Raw genomic sequence first — 14,475 nt, 5'->3', positions numbered from 1 at the left:
GGCGGGCTGCTGGAACTGGCGCTGGGCGGCATGGCGCTCGCGCGTGGCATCAGCGGGCGTTGCGAGGCCAAGCGGGCACTGAGCGAGGTGTCCGCCCAGCCGCCGCTGCCCAGCCAGCGCTACAGCCATATGCCGCTGGATTCGGAAGTGCACAGTCCGGACTTCGCCGACGAAGGCGTGCAATTGCCCGACACCACGCCGATGGGCCATGAAACCCACCCGACGCCGCGCGGCAGCCAAAAGCCTGAAGCCCCGTAGCGTGGACCGGGCGGCGTTCCGCTTCAGCCCACCAGAGCTGGCCCTGTCGGTGGGCTGAAGCCCGCCCTACAGCCTGAAGATCAAAAGCATCGCCGCGGGTCGCGCCTCCCACAGGGGCGCCGTGTATACTGGCGGCTTTTTGTGGGAGGCCCGACCTCGGGGCGATGCAGGCCGCAAGGCCTGCCAAAGAGCCACTAAAAATGTTGAATCAACCCTGCCCCATCAGCCGCCCCTGGTTCTGCTGCGCCATCTCCTTGAGGTAGTCCCAGGTGGTGCGCATGCGCGCCAGGTCCTTGAACTCGATGGGCATCAGCATCCAGAAGGTGCGGGTGAAGCTGATTTCAGCGGGCAACAGCAATTGCAGGCGCGGGTCGGCATCGGCCGAGAAGGCCGGCAGGATGGCGATCCCCGCGCCCATCGCCACCGCTTCCTGCTGGGCCAGCAGGCTGGTGCTGCGCAGGCCGACGGCACGCGCATCGGCGATGCCATCGAGAAACAGCAGCTCCTTGCTGAATAGCAGGTCGTCCACGTAGCTGACGAAGCGATGCCCGGCGAGGTCCTCACGGCTGCGGATCGGCGTGTGCTCATCCAGATAGGCCGGCGACGCATACAGCCGCAGCACGTAGTCGGTCAGCCGGGTGATGATGAACGGCCCGCGCTCCGGGCGTTCCAGGGTGATGACGATGTCCGCCTCGTGACGCGACAGGCGCACCGCCCGCGGTAACGCCAGCAGGTCGATGTTCAGGTGCGGATAGCGGCGGCTGAGCCCGGTGAGCTGGCCGGCGAGCATCACCGTGCCGTAACCCTCGGTGGCGCCGATGCGCACCTGCCCGGACAAGCCATCGGCCATGCTGGGCAGCGAATGTTCGATGGCCACGCTGGCACTTTCCATGGCCTCGACCCGCGGTAGCAGGTTGCGCCCGGCCTCGGTGAGCTTGTAGCCGCCCGGCTCGCGCAGAAAAAGCTGCAGGCCCATGCTTTTTCCAGCGCCTGCAGCCGCCGCGACACGGTGGTGTGGTCGACCGCCAGCCGGCGCGCCGCGGTCGTCAGCCGCCCCGCCCGTGCGACTTCGAGAAAATAACGCAGATTGTCCCAGTCCATGGCCGACCTTCTTGTGCATTTATGCAGAACGACTCTGCAGTCGACCGCATTGTAATGTGATTTTTTGCATTGCTACATTCAATGCAGCCCTCGCAGCTGTCCGCGAGCCAATAACAACAACAGCGCCTGAGTCAGGCCGGAGAGCACTATGACCACTTCCAGTTCCATTTCTACCGTCAAACTGCTGATCGACGGGCAATTCGTCGAATCCACCACCGAGCAATGGCGCGACATCGTCAACCCGGCGACCCAGGAGGTCCTGGCGCGGGTACCGTTCGCCACCGCCGCAGAAATCGACCGCGCCGTCGCCAGCGCCAAGGAAGCCTTCAAGAGCTGGCGCAAGACCCCCATCGGCGCGCGGGCGCGGATCTTCCTCAAATACCAGCAGCTGATTCGCGAGAACATGAAGGAACTGGCGGCGATCCTCACCGCCGAACAGGGCAAGACCCTGGCCGACGCCGAGGGCGACGTGTTCCGCGGCCTGGAGGTGGTCGAGCATGCCGCCGGCATCGGCAACCTGCAGCTCGGCGAGCTGGCCAACAACGTCGCCAGCGGGGTCGACACCTACACCCTGCTGCAACCGCTGGGCGTCTGCGCCGGCATCACCCCGTTCAACTTCCCGGCGATGATCCCGCTGTGGATGTTCCCGATGGCCATCGCCACCGGCAACACCTTCGTCCTCAAGCCCTCCGAACAGGACCCGATGGTCACCATGCGCCTGGCCGAACTGGCGCTGGAAGCCGGCGTGCCGCCGGGCGTGCTCAACGTGGTGCACGGCGGTGCCGAGGCGGTGAACGCCATCTGCGACCATCCGGACATCAAGGCGGTGTCCTTCGTCGGCTCGACCAAGGTCGGCACCCACGTCTACAACCGTGCCAGCCAGGCCGGCAAGCGCGTGCAGTGCATGATGGGCGCGAAGAACCACGCCATCGTGCTGCCCGATGCGCACAAGGAGCAGACCCTCAACAACCTCGCCGGAGCGGCCTTCGGCGCGGCCGGCCAGCGCTGCATGGCGCTGTCGGTGGTGGTCCTGGTGGGCGAGGCGCAGGCCTGGATTCCGGATCTGGTGGCCAAGGCCAGGACGCTCAAGGTCAACGCTGGCGTCGAGGCCGGCACCGATGTCGGCCCGCTGGTTTCCTGCGCGGCGCTGGATCGCGTCAGCGGGCTGATCGAACGCGGCGTGCAGGAAGGCGCCAAGCTGGAGCTGGACGGTCGCAATCCGAGCGTTGCCGGCTACGAGCACGGCAACTTCGTCGGCCCGACCCTGTTCTCCGGCGTCACCCCCGAGATGAGCATCTACCGCGAGGAAATCTTCGGCCCGGTGCTCTGCATCATGGCGGCCGACACCATGGACGACGCCATCGCCTGATCAACGCCAACCCCAACGGCAACGGCACCGCCATCTTCACCCGCTCCGGCGCGGCGGCGCGGCACTTCCAGGAGGAGATCGACGTCGGCCAGGTGGGCATCAACGTGCCGATCCCGGTGCCGGTGCCGATGTTCTCCTTCACCGGCTCGCGCGCCTCCAAGCTCGGCGACCTCGGCCCCTACGGCAAGCAGGTGGTGCAGTTCTACACCCAGACCAAGACCATCACCGAACGCTGGTTCGACGAGAACGAGGTCGGCGGCCCGGTCAACACCACCATCAACCTGAAGTGACATAACCCCACCGGGCCGGCGGACGCGCCGGCCCTCAAGGACGCCTACATGACATTCGAAACCCTGCTCGTCGACATCCAGGAACGCGTCGCGCTGATCACCCTCAACCGGCCGCAGGCGCTCAACGCGCTCAATGCCCAGCTGATCAGCGAACTGAACCAGGCGCTGGGCCAGCTCGAGGCCGATCCAGAGATCGGCTGCATCGTGCTCACCGGCTCGGCCAAGGCCTTCGCCGCCGGTGCCGACATCAAGGAAATGGCCGGGCTGAACTACCCGCAGATCTACCTGGACGACTTCTTCGCCGAAGCCGACCGCATCGCCAGCCGCCGCAAGCCGCTGATCGCCGCGGTGGCCGGCTACGCGCTGGGCGGTGGCTGCGAGCTGGCGCTGCTGTGCGACATGATCTTCGCCGCCGACAACGCCCGCTTCGGCCAGCCGGAAGTCAACCTCGGCGTGCTGCCGGGCATCGGCGGCACCCAGCGCCTGACCCGTGCCGTCGGCAAGGCCAAGGCCATGGACCTGTGCCTCACCGGCCGCCAGATGGACGCCGAGGAAGCCGAACGCGCCGGCCTGGTCGCGCGCATCTTCCCGCAGGAAAGCCTGCTGGAAGAAACCCTCAAGGCCGCCCGGACGATCGCCGAGAAATCCCTGCCGGCCACCATGATGATCAAGGAGAGCGTCAACCGCGCCTTCGAGACCACCCTGGCCGAGGGCATCCGCTTCGAGCGTCGCGTGTTCCACGCGGTATTCGCCACCGCCGACCAGAAGGAAGGCATGGCGGCGTTCGCCGAGAAGCGCAAGCCTGAATTCAGCAATCGTTAATTCGCAGCGGGCAATAACAAGAGGAACAAAGCCATGCATATCGGATTCATCGGTCTGGGCAACATGGGTGCGCCCATGGCCCACAACCTGCTCAAGGCAGGCCACCAGCTCAGCGTCTTCGATCTCAACGCCCTGGCCGTCGACGGCCTGGTCAAGGCCGGTGCGCTGCCGGTCGACTCGCCAACCGCGATCGCCCAGGGCAACGCCGAGCTGATCATCACCATGCTGCCCGCCGCGCCCCATGTGAAGAGCGTGTACCTGGGCGAGAACGGCCTGATCGCCCACAGCCGCCCGGAGGTGATGCTGATCGACTGCTCCACCATCGACCACACAGCGCCCGCGACGTCGCCGCAGCCGCCGCCGCGCACGGCAACCCGATGCTCGATGCGCCGGTCTCCGGTGGCACTGGCGGCGCCGCGGCCGGCACCCTGACCTTCATGGTCGGCGGCAGCGCGGCCGATTTCGACCGTGCGCAACCGATCCTCGCCGCCATGGGCAAGAACATCGTGCACTGCGGCGACGCCGGCAACGGCCAGGTAGCCAAAGTCGCCAACAACATGCTGCTGGGCATCTCCATGATCGGCGTGGCCGAGGCCATGGCCCTGGGCGTGGCACTGGGCATGGACGCCCGGACCCTGGCCGGGGTGATCAACACCTCCAGCGGCCGCTGCTGGAGTTCGGACACCTACAACCCCTTCCCCGGCGTGCTGGACAACGTACCGGCCTCGCGTGCTACAGCGGCGGTTTCGGCAGCGACCTGATGCTCAAGGACCTGGGCCTGGCCACCGAGGCGGCGAAACAGGTGCGCCAGCCGGTAATCCTCGGCGCCCTCGCCCAGCAGCTCTACCAGAGCTTCAGCGCCCAGGGCAATGGCGGCCTGGACTTCTCGGCGATCATCAACCAGTACCGCAAGGACACCTGACCATGAGTGCAACCGAACGCCCCGTGCTGGCGGCCGTGCGCAACCACGTCGGCCACCTCACGCTCAACCGCCCGGCCGGGCTCAATGCCGTCACCCTGGAAATGGTCCGCCTGCTGCAGCAACAGCTCAGCGCCTGGGCGGTCGATCCGCAGATCCATGCGGTGGTGCTGCGGGCCAACGGCGAAAAGGCCTTCTGCGCCGGCGGCGACATCCGCTCGCTGTACGACAGCTTCCAGCGTGGCGACGACGAGCACGAGACCTTCTTCGAGGAGGAATATGCCCTCGACCAGTACATCCACGCCTATCCCAAGCCGCTGCTGGCGCTGATGGACGGCTTCGTCCTCGGCGGCGGCATGGGCCTGGTCCAGGGCGCCTCGCTGCGGGTGGTGACCGAGCGCGTGCGCATGGGCATGCCGGAAGTCGCCATCGGCTACTTCCCGGATGTCGGCGGCAGCTATTTCCTCTCGCGCCTGCCGGGCGAGCTGGGCACCTACCTGGGCGTCACCGGCCTGCAGGTCCGCGCCGCCGATGCACTGCACGTCGGGCTGGCGGACTGGTGCATCGCCCATGACCAGATCGCCGAGCTGGATCGCTGCCTCGACCACATGAGCTGGTCCATCCACCCGCAGGAGGCGCTACGCACCCTGGTGGCCACCCTGGGCACCAACAAGCTGCCCGGCTCGGAACTCAAGGCGCTGCACCAGGCCATCGACACGCACTTCGCCCAGCCGGACGTGCCGGCCATCCGGGCGTCGCTGGCGGCAGAGACCCGTGCCGAATTCGCCGACTGGGCCGAGGAAACCGTCAAGGTGCTGGACAGCCGCTCGCCGCTGGCGATGGGCGTGACCCTGGAAATGCTGCGGCGTGGCCGCGAACTGCCGCTGGCCGGGTGTTTCGCGCTGGAGCTGCACCTGGACCGCCAGTGGTTCGCCAAGGGCAACATCATGGAAGGCGTGCGCGCGCTGATCATCGACAAGGACAAGACCCCGCGCTGGAACCCGCCGAGCCTGGACGCCGTTACCGCCGAGCGGGTGCAGGGTTTCTTCGAGGGCTTCAAACCGGCCGTCGGCAAGGCGAGACGCACGGCGACAGCCTGAAGCACACGCCCCGGATCGCGATGAAGACACCGCGCAGATCCGCCCGGTTCTTCATCGCCCCGCCACAAGAACAAGAAGGAGTGGTGTCATGCATGACCTGGAACTCAGCGAAGACCAACGCATGATCCGCGATATGGCGCGCGACTTCGCCCGTCGCGAGATCGCACCCAACGCCCAGGCCTGGGAAAAGGCCGGCTGGATCGACGACGCCCTGGTCGCCCAGATGGGCGAGCTCGGCCTGCTCGGCATGGTCGTCCCGGAACAGTGGGGCGGCAGCTATATCGATTACGTCGCCTACGCCCTGGCGGTGGAGGAAATCTCCGCCGGCGACGGCGCCACCGGCGCGCTGATGAGCATCCACAACTCGGTCGGCTGCGGCCCGGTGCTGAACTACGGTTCGCAGGCACAGCAGGACGAATGGCTGGCGGAACTGGCCAGCGGCCGCGCCATCGGCTGCTTCGCCCTCACCGAGCCGCAGGCCGGCTCCGAGGCGCACAACCTGCGTACCCGTGCCGAACTGGTGGACGGCCAGTGGGTGCTCAACGGCAGCAAGCAGTTCTGCAGCAACGCCCGGCGCGCGAAGCTGGCCATCGTCTTCGCCGTGACCGATCCGGAGCTGGGCAAGAAGGGCCTTTCCGCCTTCCTGGTGCCGACCGCTACCCCCGGCTTCGCCGTGGAACGCAGCGAACACAAGATGGGTATCCGCGCCTCGGATACCTGCGCGGTGACCTTGAGCGATTGCCGCGTACCGCAGGCCAACCTGCTCGGCGAAAGGGGCAAGGGCCTGGCCATCGCCCTGTCGAACCTGGAGGGCGGGCGCATCGGCATCGGCGCACAGGCCCTGGGCATCGCCCGCGCAGCCTTCGAAGCCGCCCTGCTCTATGCTCGCGAGCGCGTGCAGTTCGGCAAGCCGATCGCCGAGCACCAGAGCATCGCCAACATGCTGGCCGACATGCAGACCCAACTGAACGCCACGCGGCTGCTGATCCTGCATGCCGCCCGCCTGAAGAGCGCCGGCCTGCCCTGCCTCTCGGAAGCCTCCCAGGCCAAGCTGTTCGCCTCGGAAATGGCCGAGAAGGTCTGCTCGCAGGCCGTGCAGATCCACGGCGGCTACGGCTATCTGGAGGATTACCCGGTGGAACGCTACTACCGCGACGCGCGGATCACGCAGATCTACGAGGCTCCAGCGAGATTCAGCGCATGCTCATCGCGCGCGAACTGGCGAATTATTCCCTGTAGCCGGGAACCGGCGGCCGGCCTCGCGCAGAGACGACAGCCGCAGTGACTGCTTGAAGCTTGAAAAGCATCGCCCCGGGGGCGGGCCTCCCACAAAAGCAGCCGGTGCACACCGAACCCAGTGGGAGGCGCGCCCTCGCGGCGATGCAGGCCGAAGGCCTGCCAAAAAGCCTGAAGCCTGAAGCCTGAAGCCTGAAGCCTGAAGCCTGAAGCCTGAAGCCTGAAGCCTGAAGCCTGAAGAGCATGCACCAGAATTAAGAAAGGGGGAGCCTTGCGGCTCCCCCTCCAAGAGATATTGCTTTGTTCTTTTTCTGCTGACGGGCTTGTTGTTCTGATTGGCGGCCCGGTCGGACGAGCGTCCGAAAAGCGGTCCCATTCGGGACTCAAAGAACAAACGGATTATTTTGGTCGCTGATGTTGCCACTGCCCTTGCGGGCTCAACCGGTTCTGGCGCTGCCTCGAGGCAGTTTTGTCGTTCTCGGCCCGGTCGACAGGAGACCTGTCGGGCAATTCCTCTCCAAAAGAATCAGTTTGCTACGCCTCCACATGCTTGTTTTTATTGTGTCGGAGCCGCTACGTGTTGTTCTTGTTATGGGGTTCAGCTTTCTTGTTTTTGTTGTACGCATGACAAAGCAGGCAGCGTGCCAACTTTTAAAATCTTATAAATATCAGTAAGTTACGATTTTTCGTCACCACCCCTCCGGCAAAAACAGGTGGCATTGCGTTACCACGCGCCCCAGCTGCCGTTACAGCGCGACCACGCGGTAACACCCGCCCGTGCTTGCCGTTACCAGGCGATGGGCGCTCGGCTGCAATCGAAGAAGAATTCAGGCAGTGCGTTGCGGCGGAGCGCAGGAAGCGCGAAGCGGCTTGGCATGCCTCCCGCTGCCAAGCCGCCAGGTGCGTGCGTCAACTCTGCAAACCACTGATTGCATCGAGGCGATTCGATTCGCCTGGGCTGCAGGCAGATCAGGCGTCCGCTGTTTGGATAGCATTTTCCTTCCGTCGAGCGGTGAGGTCACAAGCCGCAATAGCGAGCAGGGGTACGACACCGACTTCAAGGGCCACATCCCACGACCCTATGAGTCCTATGAACAACATTCCAACGACAACAAACGCAGCGACACAATGCGCGAGGAAACGACACAACTCGAGCGCTACTATTTGTTCGGCATTATTATTCATGACGTTTGACTCCCCGTTTTTGTTGTAATAAGCAGCCACAGGTTTCATGTTAGCCAGCTCTCGCGAGCCCGCAATGCGGGCCGACGTGCGGCTCGTCTAGCTCGCCTGTTACAGCGCCATGGCAGGATGTGCCGTGAAAGATTTTAGTTGTTTACCGGGCGATGGCTAGTACAAGTATGCGGCCCTGCAACAGGGCCGGGCGGTCCCATTCACAACTTGCGCAACTGAATAATCTGACCGACCGCTTAATAAGTTTTCATGTGAACAACATGCTCGCCCGGCGACCGCTGACGGGGTATTGCGGCCACGGGCGGCGGTGCGCTGGAACGCTGCCGCGCCCTCTTCCCCCCTCAATCCCAGCCCAGGTCGGCTGTGATGCGCAGCGTCCGGCGCGCCTTGCCCGGGGTGCGCGAGAAGCGTGGCGCGGGGGCCACCTGCAGCAGGCCGTCCAGCTCCTGGTAGACACCGCGCTGGCGCAGGTGTGGATGCCCTGCCGCCTCCTGCAGGGTCACCACCGGGGCGAAACAGGCATCGCTGCCCTCCAGCAACGCGCACCATTCGGCCTGGGTGCGACTGGCGAATAGCTGCTCCAGCAGCCGGCCCTGCGCAGCCCAGTCGGCCGGATCGGCACAGCCATGCCAGAGGGCTTCCGGTGCATCGATGCGCTCGAGCAGTTCCCGCCAGAATTGCGGTTCGAGCGGCCCGATGGCGATCTCGCGGCCGTCGGCACAACGGTAGCAGCGGTAGTTGGGCGCAGCGCCACCCAGCAGGTTGCGCTCGCGCTGCAGGTCGATACGGTCGTCGGGCAGCAGGCCGGCGAAGAAGCTCATCAGCGACGACACGCCATCGACGATCGCCGCATCGATCACCTGGCCTGTGCCGGAGCGCTCGCGCTCCCACAGCGCGGCGAGAATGCCGACGGTCAGGTACAGCGAGCCGCCGCCGAAATCCCCGACCAGGTTCAGCGGCGGCACCGCCGGCCCGCTCTCGCCGCGTATCGCCGCCAGCGCACCGGTCAGCGCGATGTAGTTGATGTCGTGCCCGGCCGCCTTGGCCAGCGGCCCGCTCTGCCCCCAGCCGGTCATGCGGCCGTAGATCAGCCGCGGGTTGCGCGCCAGCAGTTCGTCCGGCCCCAGTCCCAGCCGCTCCATGACCCCGGGGCGAAAGCCCTCGATCAGCACATCGGCGCTCTGTGCCAGCTCCAGGCAGCGTTCGCGGCCGGCCGCGCCGCGGATATCCAGCGTCAGCACCTTGCGCCCGCGATCGACCACCGGGTTCGGCCAGCCGGTACCGCCCTCGCGCTCGATACGCAGCACCTCGGCGCCCATGTCCGCCAGCAGCATCGTGCAGTGCGGGCCAGGGCCGATGCCGGCGAACTCCAGCACGCGCAGGCCGCACAGCGGGCCGCTACGGGTATCGTCGTGTTCGTTCATTGGCCGCTTCCCCTCGATTCACACGCACGCAGGCGCGCCCCGCGCCGTAGCACGAGGCGCGTCCGTCCAGGTAACAGACGTTACTGGTTGACGACGCTGGGCTGGTTCTCGACCAGATGATTGCGGTAACGCTCGCGCAGCACCTTCTTGTCGATCTTGCCGGTGGCGGTCAGCGGAACCGCGTCGAAGATCACCGCGTCGGGCATCCACCACTTGACGATGTTCGGCTCCAGGTGGGCGAGTATCTTCTCCACGGTGACTTCGGCATCGCTGTGCGGCTCGATCACCAGCAGCGGGCGCTCCTCCCATTTCGGGTGGAACACGCCGACCACGGCCGCCACCTTCACCCCCGGGCAGGCGACGGCGACGTTCTCGATGTCGATGGAGCTGACCCACTCGCCGCCGGACTTGATCACGTCCTTGCTGCGGTCGGTAATGTGCATGAAGCCATCGGCATCCAGCGTGGCGATGTCGCCGGTATCGAACCAGCCGTCCGCATCCAGCGCACTGGCTTCGCTGCGGTAGTAGCGCTCCACGGTCCAGGGTCCGCGCACCTTGAGGCTGCCGGAGCTGACGCCATCGCAGGGCAACTCGCGGCCCTGCTCGTCGACCACCTTCAGCTCGATGCCGAACTGCAGGCGCCCCTGGCGCGTCCAGATGGTGTCGTTGGTGGCATGCTGGCCACGCTCGGCGAGCTTCGGCGTCGGCGTCGCCACCACACCCAGCGGGCTGGTCTCGGTCATGCCCCAGAGCTGGCAGACCGCGACGCCGTACGTGGTCTGGAAGGTCTCGGCCATCGCGCGCGGCACGGCGGAGCCGCCAATCACCAGCCGCTGCAGGGTGCCGGAATCCTCGCCGCTGCGCTCCAGGTGGGCCAGATACATGGTCCAGATGGTCGGCACGCCGCCGGAAAGCGTCACGCCCTCGGCCTGGATGAGTTCCTGCAGGCTCGGGCCGTCCATCTTGTCGCACGGTAGGACGAACTTGCAGCCGTTGATCGCCGCGGCGAACGGCAGGCCCCAGGCGGTGCGTGGTAGAGCGACGAGCACGGCATGATGCAGTCGAAGGCGGACAACCCGAAGGCGCTGGAAAGCCCGGCGGCCATGGCGTGCAGCACCACCGAACGGTGGCTGTAGAGCACGCCCTTCGGATCGCCGGTGGTGCCGGAGGTATAGCAGAGCACCGCGCCGGCGTTCTCGTCGAACTGCGGCCAGTCCAGCGGCTGCGCGGCGGCGATCAGGCTCTCATAGCCCTGCACGTCGGCGAGCGTGGCGGTCGGCTGGGCGGCCAGTTCGATGAAATGGCGGATATTGCCCAGCCGCGGCCGCAACCGGGCGACGCAGTCGGCGAAGCTGCTGTCGAACAGCAGCACCTGGCTGCCGGCGTGGTTGATGGTGTAGACGATCTGCTCGTCGGACAACCGCGGGTTGGCGGTGTGCAGCACGGCGCCGATGCCCGGTACGGCGAAGAACAGTTCGTAGTGGCGATGGGTGTTCCAGGCCAGCGACGACACGCAGTCGCCGGGGCCGATGCCGAGTTCTTGCAGCATCGAGGCCGCCTGCGCCGCGCGCGTGGCGAGGCCCCGGTAGTCGTAGCGCCACATCGGCTCGTCGACCAGCCGCGAGACGATTTCGCGGTCGCCGTGGGCGCGTACCGCATGCACGAGAATGCTGCTGATCAACAGGGGAGCGTTCTGCATCAGACCTGGTTGCATGGTTTCCTACCTCGTCTTGTTTTTATTTTCGAAGCGCCGGTCGAGGAAACGCGTTCTACCGGCAATGATTCACTACAACGGTGTTCCCCATCGCGACGGCACGCACACGATGGGTGTGGATCAGTTCGGCCCTCCGAGATTGCGTGCGATCACCAGCCGCTGGATGTCGCTGGTGCCTTCGTAGATCTGGCAGACCCGCACGTCGCGGTAGATGCGCTCCACCGGGAAGTCGGCCAGGTAACCGTAGCCACCGAGGGTCTGGATCGCCGCCGAGCAGACCTTCTCGGCCATCTCGGAGGCGAACAGCTTGGCCATCGAGGCCTCCACCAATGCCGGCTGCCCGGCTTCGCGCAGCGCCGCGGCGTGGTGCACCATCTGCCGCGCCACGGCGATCTGCGTCGCCATGTCGGCCAGGCGGAAGGCCACGGCCTGGTGTTCGATGATCGGCTTGCCGAAGGTCTCGCGCTCGTGCGCGTAGTCGCGCGCCGCCTCGAATGCCGCGCGGGCCATGCCGACGGCCTGCGCGGCGATGCCGATGCGCCCGCCTTCGAGGTTGGCCAGGGCGATCCGGTAGCCCTCGCCCTCCTCGCCCAGGCGGTTGGCCAGCGGCACGCGCAGGCCCTCGAAGGCGATCTGGCAGGTGTCGGAGGCATGCTGGCCGAGCTTGTCCTCGACCCGTACCACCTGGTAGCCGGGGCTGTCGGTAGGCACGATGAAGGCGCTGATGCCGCGCTTGCCGGCGTCCGGGTCGGTCACCGCGAAGACGATCACCGTGCCGGCATGCTTGCCGGAGGTGATGAACTGCTTGGCGCCATCGAGCACGTAATGATCGCCGTCGCGCCGGGCGCGGGTACGCAGGCTGCTGGCATCCGAGCCGGCCTGGGGCTCGGTCAGGGCGAAGGCGCCGATCTGCTCGCCACGCGCCAGCGGCGTGAGGAAATCGCGCTTCTGCTGGTCGTTGCCGAAGCGCAGGATCGGCACGCAGCCCACCGAGTTGTGCACGCTCATGATGGTCGAGCAGGCACCGTCGCCGGCGGCGATTTCCTCCAGCGCCATGGCGTAGGCCAGGTAGCCGGTGTCGCTGCCGCCCCACTGCTCCGGCACCAGCATGCCGAAGAAGCCGAGCGCGGCCATCTCGCCGATCGCCTCGGCCGGATAGCGGTGCTCGCGGCTCCACTGCTCGGCGAAGGGTTTCAGCCGTTCCCGGGCGAACTGCCGCGCCATCTCGGCGATCGCGCTTTGATCTTCATTGGGCAGCATGGCGCCTCCTCAGAGCAGTTCGACGGCCATGGCGGTGGCTTCCCCGCCGCCGATGCAGATCGCCGCCACGCCGCGGCGCTGCCCGCGGGCACGCAGGGCCGAGAGCAGGGTCACCAGGATGCGCGCACCGGAAGCGCCGATCGGATGGCCCAGCGCACAGGCGCCACCGTTGACGTTGACCCGCTCATGGTCCAGCCCCAGCTCGCGCATGGCGGCCATGGCGACCACGGCGAAGGCTTCGTTGATCTCGAACAGGTCCACGTCGCCGATGGCCCAGCCGGTGCGTTCCAGCAGCTTGCGGATCGCGCCGATGGGGGCGGTCGGGAACAGGTTCGGCGCATCGGCGAATGCCGCGTGCCCATGGATCACCGCCTGCGGCTGCAGGCCCCAGCGCTCGGCTTCGGAGCGGCGCATCAGCAGCAGCGCCGCGGCGCCATCGGAAATCGAGCTGGAATTGGCCGCCGTCACCGTGCCGCCCTCGCGGAATGCCGGCTTGAGGCCGGGGATCTTCTCCGGCAGCGCCTTGGGTGGCTGCTCGTCGTCGCGCACCAGGCGCTGCTGCTTGCCCTGGCGGGTTTCCAGCACGACGATTTCCTCGGCGAAGGCGCCGCTGGCGATCGCGGCCTGGGCGCGGCGAAGGGACTCGAGGGCATAGGCATCCTGCTCTTCGCGGCTGAAGCCATGGTCCTGGGCGCAGTCCTCGGCGAAGGTGCCCATCAGCCGGCCCTTGTCGAAGGCGTCCTCGAGGCCGTCGAGGAACATGTGGTCCAGCACGCGGCCGTGCCCCATGCGGTAGCCGGCCCGCGCCTTGTCCAGCAGATAGGGCGCGTTGGACATGCTCTCCATGCCGCCGGCGACGACGATCTCGGCGCTGCCGGCGCGCAGCAGGTCATGGGCCAGGATCACCGCCTGCATGCCGGAGCCGCACATCTTGTTCAGCGTGGTACAGGTGGTGGCCCGGGTCAGCCCGGCGCCCAGCGCCGCCTGGCGCGCCGGTGCCTGGCCGAGGCCGGCGGGCAGCACACAACCCATCAGCACCTCCTGGACGTTTTCCGGCGGCAGGCCGCTGCGCTCGACCGCCGCGCGGATGGCGGCAGCGCCCAGTTCGGGGGCGCTCAACCCCTTGAGGTCGCCCTGGAAACCGCCCATGGGCGTACGGGCGCTGCTGACGATTACGACGGGATCATCTTTCATCTTCGCTTCCTTCACTTGGCGGCCATGCGCAAGGCGCCGTCGAGGCGGATCACCTCGCCGTTGAGCATGCGGTTCTCGAAAATGTGCCGGACCAGCGCGGCATATTCAGCCGGGCGCCCCAGCCGCGGCGGGAACGGCACGCCGGCGGCGAGCGCATCGCGGATTTCCTGGGTCATACCGGCCATCATCGGGGTCTCGAACACGCCGGGCGCGATGGTCATCACGCGGATGCCGAAGCGCGCCAGTTCGCGCGCGGCGGGCAGCGTCATGCTGACCACCCCGCCCTTGGAGGCGGCATAGGCGGCCTGGCCGATCTGTCCGTCGAAGGCGGCGATCGAGGCGGTATTGACGATCACGCCGCGCTCGCCATCGGCATCCGGCGGGTTCTCGGCCATGGCTTCGGCCGCCAGGCGCAGCATGTTGAAGCTGCCGATCAGGTTGATGCCGACGATGCGGCTGAAGCTGTCCAGCGCATGGGGCCCATGGCGGCCGAGGACCTTTTCGCCCCCGGCGACGCCGGCGCAGTTGACCAGCCCGTGCAGGCCACCGAAGCGCTCGCGCGCGGCGGCGATGGCACGTCGCGCCGCCGCCTCG

The 14,475-nt window shown here is 66.9% G+C and carries 7 protein-coding genes and 6 pseudogenes; 7 read left to right on the top strand and 6 right to left on the bottom strand.

Annotated elements, in window-relative coordinates:
* Nucleotides 1-258, top strand: a pseudogene (locus BAY1663_RS19800) (hypothetical protein); the annotation flags it as partial.
* 208 nt (nucleotides 259-466) lie between these two features.
* Here the strand turns inward: BAY1663_RS19800 and BAY1663_RS19795 are convergent.
* Nucleotides 467-1,359, bottom strand: a pseudogene (locus tag BAY1663_RS19795) (LysR family transcriptional regulator).
* A 148-nt stretch (nucleotides 1,360-1,507) separates the two neighbouring features.
* Between BAY1663_RS19795 and BAY1663_RS19790 the strand changes: the two are divergent.
* From BAY1663_RS19790 to BAY1663_RS24695, 6 genes and pseudogenes are all read left to right on the top strand, one after another.
* A pseudogene (locus BAY1663_RS19790) lies at nucleotides 1,508-3,018 on the top strand (CoA-acylating methylmalonate-semialdehyde dehydrogenase).
* A 48-nt stretch (nucleotides 3,019-3,066) separates the two neighbouring features.
* On the top strand, nucleotides 3,067-3,840 hold the full coding sequence (locus BAY1663_RS19785; protein ID WP_037044101.1) for an enoyl-CoA hydratase: 774 nt from the start codon (nucleotides 3,067-3,069) through the stop codon (nucleotides 3,838-3,840).
* 33 nt (nucleotides 3,841-3,873) lie between these two features.
* Nucleotides 3,874-4,762, top strand: a pseudogene (gene mmsB, locus BAY1663_RS19780) (3-hydroxyisobutyrate dehydrogenase).
* 2 nt (nucleotides 4,763-4,764) lie between these two features.
* The gene (locus BAY1663_RS19775) at nucleotides 4,765-5,859 is read left to right on the top strand and encodes an enoyl-CoA hydratase/isomerase family protein (RefSeq protein ID WP_037044098.1); all 1,095 of its coding nucleotides are present in this window, start codon (nucleotides 4,765-4,767) and stop codon (nucleotides 5,857-5,859) included.
* 88 nt (nucleotides 5,860-5,947) lie between these two features.
* A pseudogene (locus BAY1663_RS19770) lies at nucleotides 5,948-7,098 on the top strand (acyl-CoA dehydrogenase family protein).
* 774 nt (nucleotides 7,099-7,872) lie between these two features.
* Nucleotides 7,873-8,289, top strand: a complete 417-nt coding sequence (locus BAY1663_RS24695; protein ID WP_177325828.1) for a hypothetical protein — start codon at nucleotides 7,873-7,875, stop codon at nucleotides 8,287-8,289.
* 341 nt (nucleotides 8,290-8,630) lie between these two features.
* On the opposite strand, the gene BAY1663_RS19760 is transcribed toward BAY1663_RS24695, so the two are convergent.
* The 5 genes and pseudogenes from BAY1663_RS19760 to BAY1663_RS19740 form a co-directional block, all read right to left on the bottom strand.
* Nucleotides 8,631-9,713, bottom strand: a complete 1,083-nt coding sequence (locus tag BAY1663_RS19760; RefSeq protein ID WP_037044094.1) for a CaiB/BaiF CoA-transferase family protein — start codon at nucleotides 9,711-9,713, stop codon at nucleotides 8,631-8,633.
* An 80-nt stretch (nucleotides 9,714-9,793) separates the two neighbouring features.
* Nucleotides 9,794-11,412, bottom strand: a pseudogene (locus tag BAY1663_RS19755) (long-chain fatty acid--CoA ligase).
* Between the two features lie 135 nt (nucleotides 11,413-11,547).
* Nucleotides 11,548-12,687, bottom strand: coding sequence for an acyl-CoA dehydrogenase (locus tag BAY1663_RS19750; RefSeq protein WP_037044092.1), 1,140 nt, complete (start codon nucleotides 12,685-12,687; stop codon nucleotides 11,548-11,550).
* 9 nt (nucleotides 12,688-12,696) lie between these two features.
* The gene (locus BAY1663_RS19745; protein ID WP_037044090.1) at nucleotides 12,697-13,881 is read right to left on the bottom strand and encodes an acetyl-CoA C-acyltransferase; all 1,185 of its coding nucleotides are present in this window, start codon (nucleotides 13,879-13,881) and stop codon (nucleotides 12,697-12,699) included.
* Between the two features lie 11 nt (nucleotides 13,882-13,892).
* Nucleotides 13,893-14,475 (bottom strand): SDR family NAD(P)-dependent oxidoreductase (locus BAY1663_RS19740; RefSeq protein ID WP_037044087.1); only part of this gene is annotated, 583 nt, incomplete at its 5' end.

It is taken from the genome of Pseudomonas sp. BAY1663, assembly GCF_000582595.1.
GTDB lineage: Bacteria > Pseudomonadota > Gammaproteobacteria > Pseudomonadales > Pseudomonadaceae > Stutzerimonas > Stutzerimonas stutzeri_AF.
Note: the sequence above shows the minus strand (reverse complement) of the source record. Positions and strands in the feature narration are given on the sequence as shown.